Genomic DNA, 15,305 nt, shown 5'->3' with positions numbered 1-15,305 from the left:
TAAATGATATTCAGGAAGTGATTGCAGATATGGGACCTTTCCCGGGTGCAAAAGAATTTGTAAAATGGGTGAGTACTCATTTTCAATTGATTATTCTTTCAGATACTTTCTATGAATTTGCTCATCCACTTATGAAGCAACTGGATTGGCCGACCATTTTCTGTCACAAGCTAGAAACTGATGAAGCGGGCATGATCTCTGCCTATAAACTTCGTCAGCCGGATCAAAAACGTCAGGCGGTGAAAGCTCTACATGGTTTGAACTTCCGTGTCATTGCAGCGGGTGATTCGTATAATGATACTACGATGCTGGGTGAAGCTGACCACGGTTTCTTGTTTGATGCACCTGAAAATGTGATTGCTGAATTCCCAGAATTTCCATCCATTCATGGTTATGAAGCGTTAAAAGAAGCCATTCGTAATGCTTCAGTTCGCGATATTCCAGCTTAATTAGATGTTTTAAGCAAAAGAGAAGGGGCGCTTAGAGCGCCCCTTCTTGTTTAATCCTAATTTTTAACGCAATTAGAAGCGGTAACCGATTTTCATACCGTAGCCAATAGCATGATTATCTTCGAAGCTACCTTTTACTATGCCACCTGTTTGAGCTTGTGCATCACCTAACCAGAAATATTTTACACCAGCTTGAATAAAGTAGTTTTCAGCGGGGCTATATTGACCGCCTAAACCAACACTCCAATAACCTTCAGTAGGGCCTAAAGTTGTTACAGGATTACCTGCGCCAGAATCGTATCCAACCGCTGCTGTACCTGACCATTTATTATTAAATTTATGGCCTAACCCTACAGTTGCTGAATATTGATCATCTGAATAATTGATTAGGTCTTGTCCCATAATTTTTAACAATGCTGGGCTGACTGCAAATTGATCCCAATGTACCCAGCGTAAGTTAGCAAAAGCAAGAGTATTTGGTGCTACACCAGTTTGAAGGTCAACATTAACAGACTGCGGTGTTGTTGCATTTACCGTGCTGTTTACTTCACCTAATTGAGAGAAAACGTATTTTTGCTGAGGTGTCAGAATATTTGCATAATTTGGAGATTGAGCAATCGCAGGCAACATAGATGTTTCATGCGATTTAGCTTCATGTTTAATTTCAGAACGGTAAGTTACAGAAGCTTTTAATGCAATTTCAGGGATTTGATAAGCAAAACCAGCTAACCAACCATACGCTTCTTCTTGATCTATTTTAATGTTGTAGCCACTTAGTAATGAGTAAGCTGCCCCACGTAATTTAATGTCAGCTTCAACAGTTTGCCAAACCGGGCCAGCATAGAAATTCCAGTTTTCATTAGGTTGATAACCAATTAAAGCAGTCAGATTGTTGGTTCTTACTTCAACAGAAGTGCCTTCAACACCATTGGAAAAGTTAGAACCATCTACTTGATAAGTCGCATCAGCACCATAAGGTTGGTCATATAAAAGACCTAGGGAAATTTTATCAGTTGCTTGAACTTTAATGGCTGCAGAAGGGAAATAGTAGTCATCTCCCATATCTTCAACTTTATTACCACTGTTATCTTTACCTTTAACAGTCGGATCAAGAACAGAAATACCAGCTTCAGCATAATTCCCCGGCTGTAAAAAAGCAGAAATAGATTGACCAGAACGGTCTAGGCCAGCGGCTTGAGCTGCGGAAAGAGGTAAAGCGCTAAGTAAAATAGCAGAATAAATTTTATTGAGCTTCATGGTACGTTCCCTGATGCCATCTGTAACAAAAAATGTGCTGGAAAAGTAACATAATTTAAAAAAGAGTAAATACTCAGCTCTGTTGAAGAAATGAACTAAGGCGGTTAAATAAAAGGGTTGCTTAGAGTATTTATACTATATTTTCCTATTAACTAAATGATAAATAAGAAAATAAAAATAAAAGTTAAATTTGAGAAAAATGATATTTAGAGCAGGATTAATTGCTCGTAAAACAAGCAAATGATATGCAAGTGTATAAAATTAGAGTTAAAAAATAAAAAACCACCCGAAAGTGGTTTTTTATTCAATTAAAACTTAGAAACGGTAACCCATTTTTAAGCCATATGCCCATGCATTATTATCTTCAAATTCTGCAACAAATTCCGGTCCACCAGCTTGTGCACCTGTTTGTGCTTTCGCATCACCTAACATGAAGTATTTAACACCACCCGCGATGAAAGTCGCTGGTGTTGGGCTGTACTGAAGACCTAGACCTACATTCCAGTAACCTTCAGTTGGACCGAGAGTAGATACAGGGTTACCTGCACCAGAATCCCAGCCTACTGATACATTACCAGCCCATAGGTCATTAAACTTACGGCCGACACCTACAGTTGCTGAAATTTGGTCATCTTCATATTCAACAAGATTAAAGCCATCTGGACGACCTACTAAAGGTCCTACAGCTTCACTGATATTACCGAATTGATAAGGACGAATAGAAAAGTTTGACCAGTCTACCCAACGTACATTCGCAAAAGCTACCGTATTTGCCATAACACCTGTTTGGAAATCCAAGTTTACAGATTGAGGTGTAGTAATTTTGGTTTTTCCAGAATCATCTAGAGTGGCAAGTTGGGCAGGAGAAACACCTAAACCACCTAATACAGTTGTTAATAAAGGAAAGTTTAGAAGCGATAAATCTTCAGAAGCTGAAACATCATGATCAATTTCAGAACGATAAGTTACAGAAGCTTTTAAAGCAATATCTGGAATCTGGAAAGCTAAACCTGCTAACCAACCTGTACCACTTGTTTCCTTAAACGTCGCATCATAACCATTAAAAAGGCTATATGCTTGGCCACGTAAGCTTAGATTACCTTTAACAGTTTGATAAACACCACCACCATAGATATTCCAGTTTTCAGTCGGTTGGTAACCCAATACTAAAGACAGGTTTTGAGTATCTACTTCAACCTTAGTATTACCTTCACCTAAGAAATTATTACCTATACCCAGTGCTCCAGTTAACTGTTGAAAAGCTGGACTACTTCTAACTTGTGCTTCAGCACCTGCTAGCGTTTGTTCATTTACTGGTGCTCCTAGGGCTTCAAGAGCTGCAACTGCTCTAGCGCGTACAATATTGTTTATTGCACCAGTTGATAAGATAGTGTCTGTACCTGGGTTTGAAGTAAAGACATTAGTGCCTTGGTATTCAGCATCAGCACCATATGGTTGATCATATAAAATACCAACTGAGAACTTTTCAGTAGGTTGAAACTTTAATGCTGCACTTGGGAAATAGTAATCACCAGCCATATCACTAATATCACGGGTTGTTGCAGATGTACCTGCTTCTTGACCTTCTACAGTAGGATCTAAAACAGAAATACCCGCTTCAAAATAATTACCCGGTTGTAAGAAAGCGGCAATAGATTGGCCTGAACGGTCCAAAGCAGCTGCGAATGCACCTGTCATTGGTACTGTTGCAAGAATCATTGCAGTAGTTAATGTTTTTAATTTCATTTTATGTCTTTCCTTGAGGTACAAATTTATATCTAGCGTTGTTGTTTGCACTTATTTAATCTTTTGGAGAGCTTGGTTACTAAACCGCAATCATTTGTTACTCCATGTGTCAAAAATACCACAATTAAAATAAGAGTAAATGCTCTAGAAAAAACTATTTAGTTTAAAAAAGCATCAGAATAGAGTTTTTGCACCAAAATTCTTTAGGGTTGAGGATTAAGTTATTGATAAACAAAATAATAAAATTATGAAGATAAAATGATTTTTTGTATAAAAAATATTCTAAAAACAGGAAATTTAAACTTTAAATGTTGTGATATAGATCACATTTTAGGGAGCTGTGCATCCTGCTGGCTTCGAACGCGCGTCAATCACTTGGAAAGAAACTATTCAATCCAGTTAAGCTAAGGGCACAAAAGAAGGATGAATTTACTGAAAAATAGATCAAAAAAAAGTTATTGCCGGAGCAATAACTTTTTAAGGACTTATAGTTACAGGAATTATTTAGGTATTTTTAAGCTTAAGTAATTTAAATAGACCGAACATGACCACGATCCAAAGCGGGATCATCAAAATAGATTCCTGGAATCCTTGCGTCCACATGATGTAAAGAATCGTAAGAATAAAACCAAGAACCAGAATATTGCCCGCCGGAGACCACAGCGCAGGGAAGGAAGTCTTCTGTCCTAGCTTTTTCATGCTCTGAATGAACTTGAGATGGGTCAGGGTAATCATGGCCCAGTTCAATACCAATGCACCGACTACGATGTAAATCAGATGACTTAAGGCATCTTCAGGCACGAAGTAGTTGAGTAGCACACAGCCGAAAATCAGCGCGGCAGAGAACAATACAGCAGGAATTGGCGTACCTTGCTTATTCACTTTCATGAAGACTTTAGGTGCATTTCCTTGCTGGGCCAGACCATAGAGCATACGGCTGTTAGCGTACATACCACTGTTATACACAGACAGTGCTGCTGTCAGGATAATAAAGTTCAGTAAGTGTGCTGCCCAGTCAATGCCAAGCTGGCTGAAAATCATCACGAACGGACTTTTGTCCAGACCACCAAGCTCAAGCTGATTCCAAGGCACTAGTGACAACAGAATCGTTAAGGCACCGACATAGAAAATCAGAATACGGAAAACCACCTGATTAATGGCTTTCGGAATGGTTTTTTCCGGATTTTCAGCTTCTGCAGCCGCCATACCGATCAGTTCAATACCACCGAAGGCAAACATTAAGAATGCCAGCATGTAGAACAAACCTTCGAAGCCATTCGGGAAGAAACCGCCCGCGGTCCAAAGGTTACTAAAAGATGCGCCTGAAGAAGCATCAGCAGTCAGGATCAGATACAGGCCAAAGACAATCATCGAGATGACCGCAGTCACTTTAATGATGGAAAGCCAGAATTCCGATTCACCGTAGAATTTCACATTGCCGAGGTTGACCAGTGTAATCACGATAAAGAAAAACAGTACCGATGCCCAGGCTGGAATATGCGGCCACCAGTAGTTGATATATTTCGCAACCGCAGTAAGTTCGGTCATGGCTACCAGGATATACAGAATCCAGTAGTTCCAACCCGCAAGGAAACCGGGGAATTTGCCCCAGTATTTATAAGCAAAATGGCTGAATGAACCTGCGACAGGTTCATGAACAATCATCTCACCCAATTGACGCATGATTAAAAATGCAATCAGGCCCCCAATGGCATAGCCTAAAATAATAGAAGGACCCGCAGATTGGATCACCTGTGCGGAACCTAAGAATAAGCCTGTGCCAATTGCACCGCCCATGGCGATCAACTGAATATGACGGTTCTTTAAGCCACGCTGAAGTTGTGAAGACTCGTTATTCAAAGTGTTCAGCCCGACAATGGAAAATGATAAGTGGCTGATTGTAATTGATCAGACTTCAGAAGCCTAGTCCATCCTAAGAATGAAATATTGTTGGAGGAATGATAAAAATTATTCATATAAATAACTGAAATAAAATATAAATGAATCAATATATTAATTTTATTGAAACTGTAACTGACGAGTTCTCTGTTTTCTTGGATAAAATACAAATGCCGTTTTTTTATACTAAGGTCTGGCAGACCAGCAGTTTTGCTTTCAACATACTATACGCTGAATATAAATATTGAATAACCCGTACGAAAACAAAGACAAGTCAAAGGATGAAATAATTCATGAGTTTTGCCGCCCAAATCAAGATTCCTGCAACCTATATGCGTGGAGGCACCAGTAAAGGTGTTTTCTTTAAGCTGGATGATCTACCTGCACAGGCACAACAGCCTGGCCGGATTCGTGATCAGCTTTTGCTGCGCGTGATTGGTAGCCCAGATCCATACGGGAAACAGATTGATGGCATGGGTGGCGCCAGTTCCAGTACCAGTAAAACGGTGATCCTGTCAAAAAGCCAGCAAGCTGATCATGATGTCGATTATTTATTTGGTCAGGTGTCAATTGAACGTCCTTTTGTGGACTGGAGTGGCAACTGCGGCAATCTGACCGCGGCAGTAGGTGCATTTGCCATTTCCAATGGTCTGGTCGATGCCGAACGTATTCCTGAAAATGGGCTGTGCACGGTACGTATCTGGCAGGCCAATATTCAGAAAACCATTATTGCACATGTGCCGATGCAGAATGGACAGGTGCAGGAGCTGGGTGATTTCGAACTGGATGGCGTAACCTTTCCTGCGGCGGAAGTGCAGATCGAGTTTCTGGATCCAGCTGATGACGATGCTGAAGGCGGTTCAATGTTCCCAACTGGAAATTTAACCGACACGCTGGTGGTTCCAAATATTGGCAGCTTCGAAGTAACCATGATTAATGCCGGCATTCCAACCGTATTTTTAAATGCGGGAGATCTCGGCTATAAGGGCACAGAACTTCAGGATCATATCAATAATGACGTGGCAGCCCTGACAAAGTTCGAAACGATTCGCGCCTATGCGGCTAAACAGATGGGACTGATTCAGGATATTACGGAAGCCGTAACCCGACAACACACCCCGAAAATTGCCTTTGTTGCACCACCGAGTAACTATACCTCTTCAAGTGGCAAGACGGTCACCGAATCGGATACCGATATTCTGGTTCGTGCCTTGTCTATGGGTAAACTCCATCATGCCATGATGGGCACGGCTGCGGTGGCTATTGGTACGGCAGCTGCCATCCCCGGAACACTAGTGAACCGGGTCGCAGGTGGGGTAGAGCGTGAAGCGGTGCGTTTCGGTCATCCTTCCGGGACTTTGAGAGTGGGTGCACAAGCAAGTTTTGAACATGGTGAGTGGAAAGTGAAGAAAGCGATTATGAGCCGTAGTGCCCGTGTCTTGATGGAAGGCTGGGTGCGCGTACCAGAAGATGTTCTCGCTTAAATGCCTTGCATGCATTTAGCCTGAATAAAACCACCGGTTCTGCGGTGGTTTTTTATTGTTTAAAATCTTTGACTTGCTTATTTGATGTTGAATAGCAAATTTCAGCAGAACAATTTGATTTATGGCTGAAAATTCAAGGCATTTCTAGGTACAATGCCTGATCACCGTACAGGCATTTATTCGCTTGTCATTTTATTCTTCTGGACTACGTATTCGAGGCGAATGTGTCATCTATCACTGACGTATCAACCCATGCACTCACTCAAGCACAACACCGCATTCAACAGGATTTATTGACCGCTCTGGAAGCCTTTGCGATTCCGGAACCTTTAAGGTCGGCAGTCCATCATGCTGTGATGCTTGGCGGTAAACGAGTACGTCCAGCGCTATGCTATGCCACCGCTGCATTAAAACCCAACCAGAATAGTGCTGCAGTGCGTCGTGCAGCGGTTGCGATCGAGTTTATTCACTGCTATTCACTGGCCCATGATGATCTGCCGTGTATGGACAATGATTTGCTGCGCCGTGGCCAGCCGACATGTCATGTGGCTTATGGAGAAGATACAGCGTTGTTGGCAGGTGATATCCTGCAGTCTATGGCTTTTGAAATTTTGGGTAGCCGTCTGTTTGATCAGGGGCCAGCGGTAGAAGCTTCCATTGTACTGAAGCAGATGCAGATTCTGGCGACAGCCTCTTCGAAAATGGTGAATGGTCAGGTTTTAGATTTGCAGTCAGAAGGCAAGAAAATCGATCAGCAAGCACTGGAAACTATCCATCGTAATAAAACCGGTGCTTTGATTAGTGCCGCGATCATGATGGCGGCGGTGACAATCTTTGAAGGCAGCGATCTGGCGATTCCGAAACTGCGTGAGTTTGGACAGGCGATTGGCCTGGCGTTCCAAGTACAGGACGATATTCTGGACATTATTTCCGATACCGAAGTCTTGGGTAAAACCGCAGGTAAAGATGAACAGGTCGAAAAATCGACCTATCCTGCATTGATGGGTCTGGAGCAGGCCAAAGCCTATGCCCAGCAATTACATGATCAGGCGATCAATGCCTTGAACCATTTTGAAGGTCAGGCGGAAGAGTTGATGCAAATTACCCAGTTCCTGCTCACGCGCAAAAGCTGATTGGAGCATTATTTTCCTTAAAAGGTTTAAAGTAATTCCATAAAAAAGAGGACTTGAAGTCCTCTTTTTTAGTTGCTACAGAATTATTTGCTTTCGTTATACAGGCGTTCTGCTTCTTCAAAACGGTCGGTAATTTCTGCTGTTGGCGCTTTACCCATCAGGCTCACCACTACAATCGCCAACATTGAACAGATAAAACCAGGAACGATTTCATACAGGCCAGTGTCTGCAAACAGGTTCTTCCAGACAATAACCACGACTGCACCCACGATCATACCGGCCAAGGCGCCATTCAAGGTCATGCGTTTCCAGAACAATGACAGGATAATTAATGGACCAAAGGCGGCACCAAAACCTGCCCATGCATAAGCCACCAGGCCCAGAACTTTGGATTCAGGATTACCCGCCATCCAGATTGCCAGCAAGGCAATCAGTAGCACCATCAAACGGCCAACCCAGACCAGTTCTTTTTGCGAGGCATTTTTACGCAGGAAAGATTTATAGAAGTCTTCTGTCAAGGTGCTTGAACAGACCAGTAACTGACAGCTTAAAGTACTCATTACTGCGGCAAGAATGGCAGCAAGCACCACACCTGCAATCCATGGGTTAAATAGAATTTTAGTCAGTTCCATAAATACCGTTTCAGGATTGGCATTCACTGCAGCTGCCAGTTCCGGATGCTGCTGGAAATAGGCGATCCCGAAGAAGCCGGCTGCGACTGCACCGCCCAGACACAAGATCATCCAGGTCATGCCAATACGACGTGCATTTGGAATCGACTTGACTGAATCCGCTGCCATAAAGCGCACCAGAATATGCGGCTGGCCAAAGTAACCTAGGCCCCAAGCCAAGAGGGAGATAATCGCAACAAGGCTAAGATCACCCAGAATATTCATTGCTTGAGGACGAGCAGCTTCCAGTGCCAAAGTCACTTGGGACATATCTGAAAATGCCATCAACGTCACGATTGGTGTCAGCAACAGGGCAAAGATCATCAGACCCGCCTGAATGGTGTCGGTCCAGCTCACCGCCAGGAAGCCACCAATAAACACATAGCTGATGGTGGCAATGGCACTGATCCACAGTGCGGTGCTGTAAGACATATCAAACATGCTTTCGAACAGACGCGCACCTGCAACCATGCCGGAAGCACAGTAAATCGCAAAGAAAATCAGAATCACGAAAGCCGAAACAATACGCAGGATTTTCTTCTGGTCATTGAAGCGATTCGAGAAATAATCCGGCAGGGTCAGGGCATTATGCTGGACTTCGGTATGTACCCGGAGTCGGCCAGCGACCAGCAGCCAGTTGAGCCAGGCACCAATAATCAGACCGATGGCAATCCACATTTCAGACAGACCAGAAAGATAAATCGCACCGGGCAGACCCATCAGGAGCCAGCCACTCATGTCGGAAGCCCCTGCAGAAAGTGCAGTTACGAAACTCCCTAAACGTCGGCCCCCTAAGATGTAATCGGAAAAGTTGCTTGTCGCGCGATAAGCCATCAGGCCGATTACCACCATTGCGACAATATAGAAAAGAAAAGTAATTAAGGTTGGATTTAGGGAGCTCATACGGTATCCATTTTTAAGTTGGACAGTAGATCGAAACAAGGAATAAGACAGCTGCGAAAAGCTTTAATCCGAAAGCCAGGCAACATCAAATCCAGTAGATTTCAAAAATAAACGCGAAATTTAACCATAAATTCACATTTTTTGCTGAGATTTTCTTGCGTCAATAAAAATAGGCAACCCTCGGGCTGCCTATGTATAAAGTCAAAAGATAAATTAGTTAGGGCGACCCATGACACCGCGGATCGTATTTAACACATCGGCAGGAAGTACTACGGTCTTGGCATTTGGTGATTTGGCCATATCCTGCATGGCTTTAATATATTGTTCACCGAGTAAATAGGCGACCGGAATCTCATTATCACCAATGGCGGAAGTCACCATGTCAATTGCACGTTGTGAAGACTCAGCCAGCACCACTTGTGCTTCGGCATCACGGCGTGACGCTTCCAGACGTCCATCCGCTTCCAGAATCGCGGCCTGTTTTTCACCGTCAGCTTTGGTGACTGTTGCACGACGCTGACGTTCAGCAGCGGCCTGTTCTTCCATTGCTGTCTGCATGGTGATAGAAGGTTTAATATCCTGAATTTCTACAGTTTTTAAGGTAATACCCCAGTCCGAGATATCATCGGAAATACTGGATTTTAAGCGTGCCTTGATATGGTCACGTGAAGACAAGGCATCATCCAGATCCATTTCACCGACAATCGAACGCAGTGAAGTCTGTACCAGGTTCTGAATCGCCCATGAGTAGTTTTCAATCCCGTACACGGCTTTTTCTGGTGTGGTCAGGTTGATATAAGCCACAGCATTCATCAGCAGTACCGCGTTATCACGGGTAATCACTTCCTGTGACGGAATATCCAGAACGATATCTTTGGTTGTGACTTTATAGGCGACTTCATCCACATAAGGAATGACAAAATTCAGGCCCGGATTTAGCGTGGTATGGTATTTACCCAGACGCTGTACAATCCATTTGTAACCTTGCGGCACAATCCGCACACCTTTAAAAATGGTAATCGCAACAAAGGCCAGAAACGCGATAACAATGATAGAACCACCAGACATAGCTTATTCACCTTATTGATTTTGATAATTCGTGCTGTGAGGTTGTACGACCAGGTCATTACCCAGAATATCCACGACGCGAACGCGATCTCCGACCTGAACGGTATCCAGAACGCGGCAATCCCATTCATCCGAACCTAAAACTGGCATCGGAAAGCGCACCCGGATTTGCCCATGATCCAGATTGGTCTGAATCACCATGCCCACCTGACCAATGGTCGCCTCACGCGAGAGACCGGCTTTGGTCTTGTCAATAGAAAGTGGCTTGATAAACTTGAACCAGAGCAGCGTACACAGAACAGAAAGTACGATCCAGGTCAGGAGCTGGGTCGTCAGTCCCATCATCGGGAACATCCAGTACAGGACGCCCACCATGATGGCACCGATCCCGAACCACAGGGCAGCAAATGCGGGCAGCAGTAATTCCGATAGAATCAGAAGGATGCCTAATACAAACCAGTGCCAAGGTTCAAGAACTAATTCCATATCGTGACCTATATCGCTAAGTATTTAATTAATCATCATCTTTATATGATTGATCTTCAATGTAGCAGATGCGGCTGCAGATGAATATAAAAAATTCATACATCAAAATTTTGTCGGACGTGGCGGTTTAAGTGCTGCAGGAGACTGCTTAAAGTTGCTAATGGCTTTTTCAATAGTACGGATTTTCAGCTGAGCTGCTTTTTCACCTTCCAGAATGGTCGCATTACTGGCTTTCAGGTCTAAAGTACCGATATGACCGACTTTGGGCTGAATCACCACAGTGGCCTGACTCAACTCTTCATTAATGCTTTGCTGTCCCATAATATTCAGGGTCTGATCCAGTACACCCCACATGTTCAGGGCTTTATTACCATCTGGACGGGCAGAAATATCCACGGCAATCACAATATCTGCTCCCATATCTTTAGCCGTCTTGACCGGAATCGGACTGACCAGGCCACCGTCGACATATTTGGTGCCGCCAATCACGGCAGGAACAAACACATTCGGAATACTACAGGACGCGCGAACTGCCTGTCCGGCATTGCCTTTAATAAAGTCAGCTTTACGGCCATTGTCCAGACGAGTGGCAACTGCAGCAAAACGAATCGGGAACTGTTCAATCGGTTTGTTCGCCACATTTTTATTGACGAAATCCTGCAATTTTTGTCCCGCAATAATGCCTTGTCGATTCAAGGTTAAATCGCGGATATCGGATTCTTTAAAATTCAGGGCAATCTGCTGTAACTGATAAGGCGATTTGCCGCTGGCATACAGGCTACCGACAAAACTGCCGGCACTGGTTCCGGTGACAATCTTCGGTTTAATACCATGCGACTCCAGGACTTTAATGACGCCAATATGGGCAAAACCTTTGGCACCGCCACCACCGAGGGCAATGGCGACGACAGGTTCTCGGGCTTTTAATGGCGTGGCAGGCGTAGGTGTTTTAGTGACTTTATCACAGGCTGCAAGACTGAAACCAAGGCAGCCAATTAAGGCATAACGGACTAATTTCATTATAAAAACCGGTGATTAAATCAACAAAATTCAGGCTATCACATCAAAAAAATCCGTATTTGCCTAGTCTTTTTTCAAAAGCTTTTGTAACGGCTTGGCCACCCAGTCTGGATTTTTGGCCGAGAATTTACCTTGATAATGCTGATAAATCTGTTCCAGGTCGTATTCATAATCACCGGTCAGATGGTACACGCCCAGGATATGAATGGTCTTGATATCATAATCAAAGGAAAACATCACAATCGGCAAATGGGCTGCTTTAGCAATATGATAAAAACCGCTGCGAATTTTATCCGGTGCCTTACGAGAACCTTCCGGTGCCATACCGACCCAGATCTGTTCTGATTTTTCAATGATGTCTACAATCTGTCGGGTATGACCTTGTGGACTATCCCGCACGACAGGAACCACACCAATCCATTCCAGAACCGGTTTTAGCGGTGTACGAAACAGACTGTCTTTACCAAAAATCGTAATCTGAATACCGAGACCAAGCAGGGCATTAAAACCTAGCCATGCATCAATATTGGAGGTGTGCGGGGAAATAATCGCCACAGCTTTAGATAAGTCTGGAAATTCGCCTTCCAGACGCCAGCCCTGTGCCAAAAAAAGCTGCCTGAAAAAAGTCCGGCTCAGTTTGCTGCCGCGGGCTGGCACATGCGGCGGGAGTTGGGGGAAACGTATTTGGGCCACTGCTTTTGTCCCTTCCTGAAACTAATTTTTCTTTATTTTTTATTATATTAGACTGTTGTAAAATCTGGTTCATTGGCAAAATGTATAGCATCTTAAATGTTGTTGATGCATTTTAAACTGAAGGACTTGGCCTAAATATGCGGAATACCTATATTTTACTGTTTTCGCTGTACTGGGCACAGGGGCTTCCGGTCGGGTTTATGACGCATGCCTTGCCAGTCATTCTGCGAGCTGAAGGGGTATCACTGGCGCATATCGGGGGCTTTGGCCTGTTAATGCTGCCTTGGTCGATTAAAATATTCTGGGCACCTTGGGTCGATCGTTATGGGAAGAAATCCCAAGGTCATTACCGTAGCTGGATTATTCCCTTGCAATGGCTGTCAGTTGCTGTATTGATTGGGCTCTCATTTCTACCGATTCAGGCCTTGAATCAGCCGCTGTATTTACTGCTGTTTTTTATCACGCTTTTGCTGATGAATGGTATTGGGGCCACGCAGGATATTGCGACCGATGCGCTGGCAGTCAATATTCTGAAAAATGAACAGCAACACTGGGGCAATACCTTTCAGGTTATCGGTTCGCGTCTGGGATTCATTGTCGGTGGGGGTGCCATTCTATGGCTTTTGGATATTTTGCAATGGCAAAGTACCTTTCTGTTACTGGCTGCTCTGGTTTTTCTTAATACTTTACCCATTTTATTTTTTAGAGAACCTCAGCATCTAAAAACCACCACGCAAACTTCTGAACAACCAGCACTCAGTAATATTAAAACCTATTTTCAATACTTCTGGTCAGATTCAACCTTGGCTGCTTGGTTAATGGTTTTACTGACCTTTAAAATCGCCGATGGTTTATCCGGGCCTTTATTAAAACCGTTAATGGTAGATCTCGGACTGAGCTTTAGCCAGATTGGCCTTTATGTCACCATGCTTGGTGCATTTGCGGCACTGATTGGAGCAGGATTGGCTGGCTGGTGTCTGAAGTACTGGTCTCGCAGCCGGAGTTTACTGATTTTCTCTGTTCTGAAAATCATGACTTTAATGGCTTATGCGTGGCTGGCTGCCCAGTATCAAATCCAAAACAAAGTAGAAAACTGGATCATTTATCTGATCAATGCCGCTGAAGACATGATCTCTGCCATGCTCTTGGTGGTCATGCTGACCTTGGTCATGCAATACAGTCGCAAGCATCTGGCAGGAACAGATTTCACCTTTCAGGTGGCACTAATGGCTACGGTGAGTGGGGGACTTTATAGTCTAAGTGGTATTTTGGGAGATGCTTTAGGCTATCAAAATTATCTTAACCTGATCGTGATCGTGGAAATTATCTGTTTAATTCCAATTTTCCTATGGATGAAAGTTGCAGGAAAAGTATAAAATTTCTAAATAATCAATTGTTTGATTAAATATTAGCCTAAAGTACTAAATAGAATATATAAATATTAATTTAATAATTTTGTAATATAAGCGCCGTGTGTATTATTTGTTACAAAATAAATTAAGGATTTTTTTGATGAAAACTAAGTTAGCAACAGCAATTGCATTCAGCCTTTTGGCGGGGACAACTTTTGCAGCACCAACTTTTTATGGTGAGATTGATGCGTCAGTAGATTACTTACCTGAAGATAATGCTTCACCAGTATCTGACAAAGATGTAATTGAACTAAGTTCAAATAGCTCATTCGTTGGTTTAAAAGGGGATGAAAAGTTAACGGATCGCCTAAGTGCAATTTATGCAATTGAATGGGCTTTTAACTCTGATGGTGAGGGTGATGACTGGTCTAAACGTAACCGTTTTGTTGGTTTAAAAGATGCAAAACTTGGTACTTTAAAAGTTGGTGCACATGACACTCCATTAAAACAATTGTCTAGCCCTGTAGATACTTTTAATAACTATGTTGGTAACCGTGCTGACATTGGCGGGATTATGACGGGTGAAAGTCGTGTATCCAATGCTGTAGTGTATGAAGCTCCAGCTATTGCCTTGCCTCAAGGTGCTATTAAAGTGAATGCTTTATTGGCAACAGGTGAGTCTTCAGGCATCAAAAGCGACAAAGGTGTAGTGAAAACTGCGGGTCGTGGTTTAGGTGATGCGTGGTCGGCTTCTGTAGTATATGACAGCCCAGTAGTTGTAGCAGGTGTTGCTTATGACAAAGCAATTCCGACTAACTTCTTAGGGCGCGGTTTTGATAATGCTTCTGCTCCAGAAGTAACGGGTGGTACTTTGTTCGCTGCTGCAAATACCATTCGTGCAATTGGTCGTGTAAATCTAGATGGTGGTTTAGCGCTTAAAGCTCTTTATCAAACTTCAGAAGTTGAAAATGTAGCAGGAAATGCAGCTGGAGCAGCTAATATTGACGATGCTCAAGGTTGGTTAATTGGTGCTGAATATAATCTTCCAAATGCAAAAGCTTGGACAGTTAAAGGTCAATACAGCCAAAACACTACAAGCTTCAAAGATAATACTGCCGATTATGAAGCACAGCAGATCTTTGTT

Annotated in this window: 13 protein-coding genes; 5 read left to right on the top strand and 8 right to left on the bottom strand. The window is 43.3% G+C overall.

The features are described from left to right. The coding region (gene thrH / locus WAK81_RS02490) for a bifunctional phosphoserine phosphatase/homoserine phosphotransferase ThrH (RefSeq protein ID WP_422195546.1) at window positions 1-449 on the top strand (449 nt) is incomplete at its 5' end. A gap of 72 nt (window positions 450-521) precedes the next feature. Here thrH and WAK81_RS02485 read toward each other — a convergent pair. From WAK81_RS02485 to WAK81_RS02475, 3 genes are all read right to left on the bottom strand, one after another. Then, the gene (locus WAK81_RS02485; RefSeq protein WP_422195545.1) at window positions 522-1,706 is read right to left on the bottom strand and encodes an OmpP1/FadL family transporter; all 1,185 of its coding nucleotides are present in this window, start codon (window positions 1,704-1,706) and stop codon (window positions 522-524) included. Window positions 1,707-2,021: 315 nt separating this feature from the next. Then, the gene (locus WAK81_RS02480; RefSeq protein ID WP_422195544.1) at window positions 2,022-3,452 is read right to left on the bottom strand and encodes an outer membrane protein transport protein; all 1,431 of its coding nucleotides are present in this window, start codon (window positions 3,450-3,452) and stop codon (window positions 2,022-2,024) included. Window positions 3,453-3,956: 504 nt separating this feature from the next. Continuing rightward, the gene (locus WAK81_RS02475) at window positions 3,957-5,312 is read right to left on the bottom strand and encodes an amino acid permease (RefSeq protein WP_422195543.1); all 1,356 of its coding nucleotides are present in this window, start codon (window positions 5,310-5,312) and stop codon (window positions 3,957-3,959) included. 332 nt (window positions 5,313-5,644) lie between these two features. Here WAK81_RS02475 and prpF point away from each other — a divergent pair, with 332 nt between their 5' ends. Beyond that, a complete protein-coding gene (prpF, locus tag WAK81_RS02470; protein ID WP_422195542.1) occupies window positions 5,645-6,835 on the top strand; it encodes a 2-methylaconitate cis-trans isomerase PrpF in 1,191 nt (396 codons plus the stop codon). Window positions 6,836-7,059: 224 nt separating this feature from the next. After that, entirely contained in the window at window positions 7,060-7,968 is a 909-nt protein-coding gene (locus WAK81_RS02465) for a polyprenyl synthetase family protein (protein WP_422195541.1), read from the top strand. 83 nt (window positions 7,969-8,051) lie between these two features. Here WAK81_RS02465 and putP read toward each other — a convergent pair whose 3' ends face one another. From putP to WAK81_RS02440, 5 genes are all read right to left on the bottom strand, one after another. After that, window positions 8,052-9,542 (bottom strand): sodium/proline symporter PutP, encoded by a 1,491-nt coding sequence (putP, locus tag WAK81_RS02460; RefSeq protein WP_422195540.1) that lies wholly within the window; start codon window positions 9,540-9,542, stop codon window positions 8,052-8,054. A gap of 213 nt (window positions 9,543-9,755) precedes the next feature. After that, window positions 9,756-10,610 carry an SPFH domain-containing protein gene (locus WAK81_RS02455; RefSeq protein WP_004279377.1) on the bottom strand — a complete coding sequence of 285 codons (855 nt, stop codon included), beginning with the start codon at window positions 10,608-10,610 and terminating at the stop codon, window positions 9,756-9,758. Window positions 10,611-10,622: 12 nt separating this feature from the next. Then, a complete protein-coding gene (locus WAK81_RS02450) occupies window positions 10,623-11,096 on the bottom strand; it encodes an NfeD family protein (protein ID WP_422195539.1) in 474 nt (157 codons plus the stop codon). Between the two features lie 102 nt (window positions 11,097-11,198). After that, complete coding sequence (locus WAK81_RS02445; RefSeq protein WP_422195538.1) at window positions 11,199-12,116, bottom strand: patatin-like phospholipase family protein; 918 nt, start codon at window positions 12,114-12,116, stop codon at window positions 11,199-11,201. A gap of 63 nt (window positions 12,117-12,179) precedes the next feature. Continuing rightward, window positions 12,180-12,809 (bottom strand): 1-acyl-sn-glycerol-3-phosphate acyltransferase, encoded by a 630-nt coding sequence (locus tag WAK81_RS02440; protein ID WP_422195537.1) that lies wholly within the window; start codon window positions 12,807-12,809, stop codon window positions 12,180-12,182. A gap of 137 nt (window positions 12,810-12,946) precedes the next feature. Here WAK81_RS02440 and WAK81_RS02435 point away from each other — a divergent pair, with 137 nt between their 5' ends. Both WAK81_RS02435 and WAK81_RS02430 read left to right on the top strand, forming a co-directional pair. Next, the gene (locus WAK81_RS02435; protein WP_422195536.1) at window positions 12,947-14,185 is read left to right on the top strand and encodes an MFS transporter; all 1,239 of its coding nucleotides are present in this window, start codon (window positions 12,947-12,949) and stop codon (window positions 14,183-14,185) included. 136 nt (window positions 14,186-14,321) lie between these two features. Continuing rightward, window positions 14,322-15,305: porin (locus WAK81_RS02430; protein WP_422195535.1), on the top strand; the 984-nt coding region annotated here is incomplete at its 3' end.

The sequence above is a fragment of the Acinetobacter sp. genome (genome assembly GCF_049284435.1).
In the GTDB taxonomy this organism is placed as follows: Bacteria; Pseudomonadota; Gammaproteobacteria; order Pseudomonadales; family Moraxellaceae; genus Acinetobacter.
The sequence above is the reverse complement of the archived record's forward strand: the minus strand, read 5'-3'. Positions and strand labels throughout refer to the sequence as shown.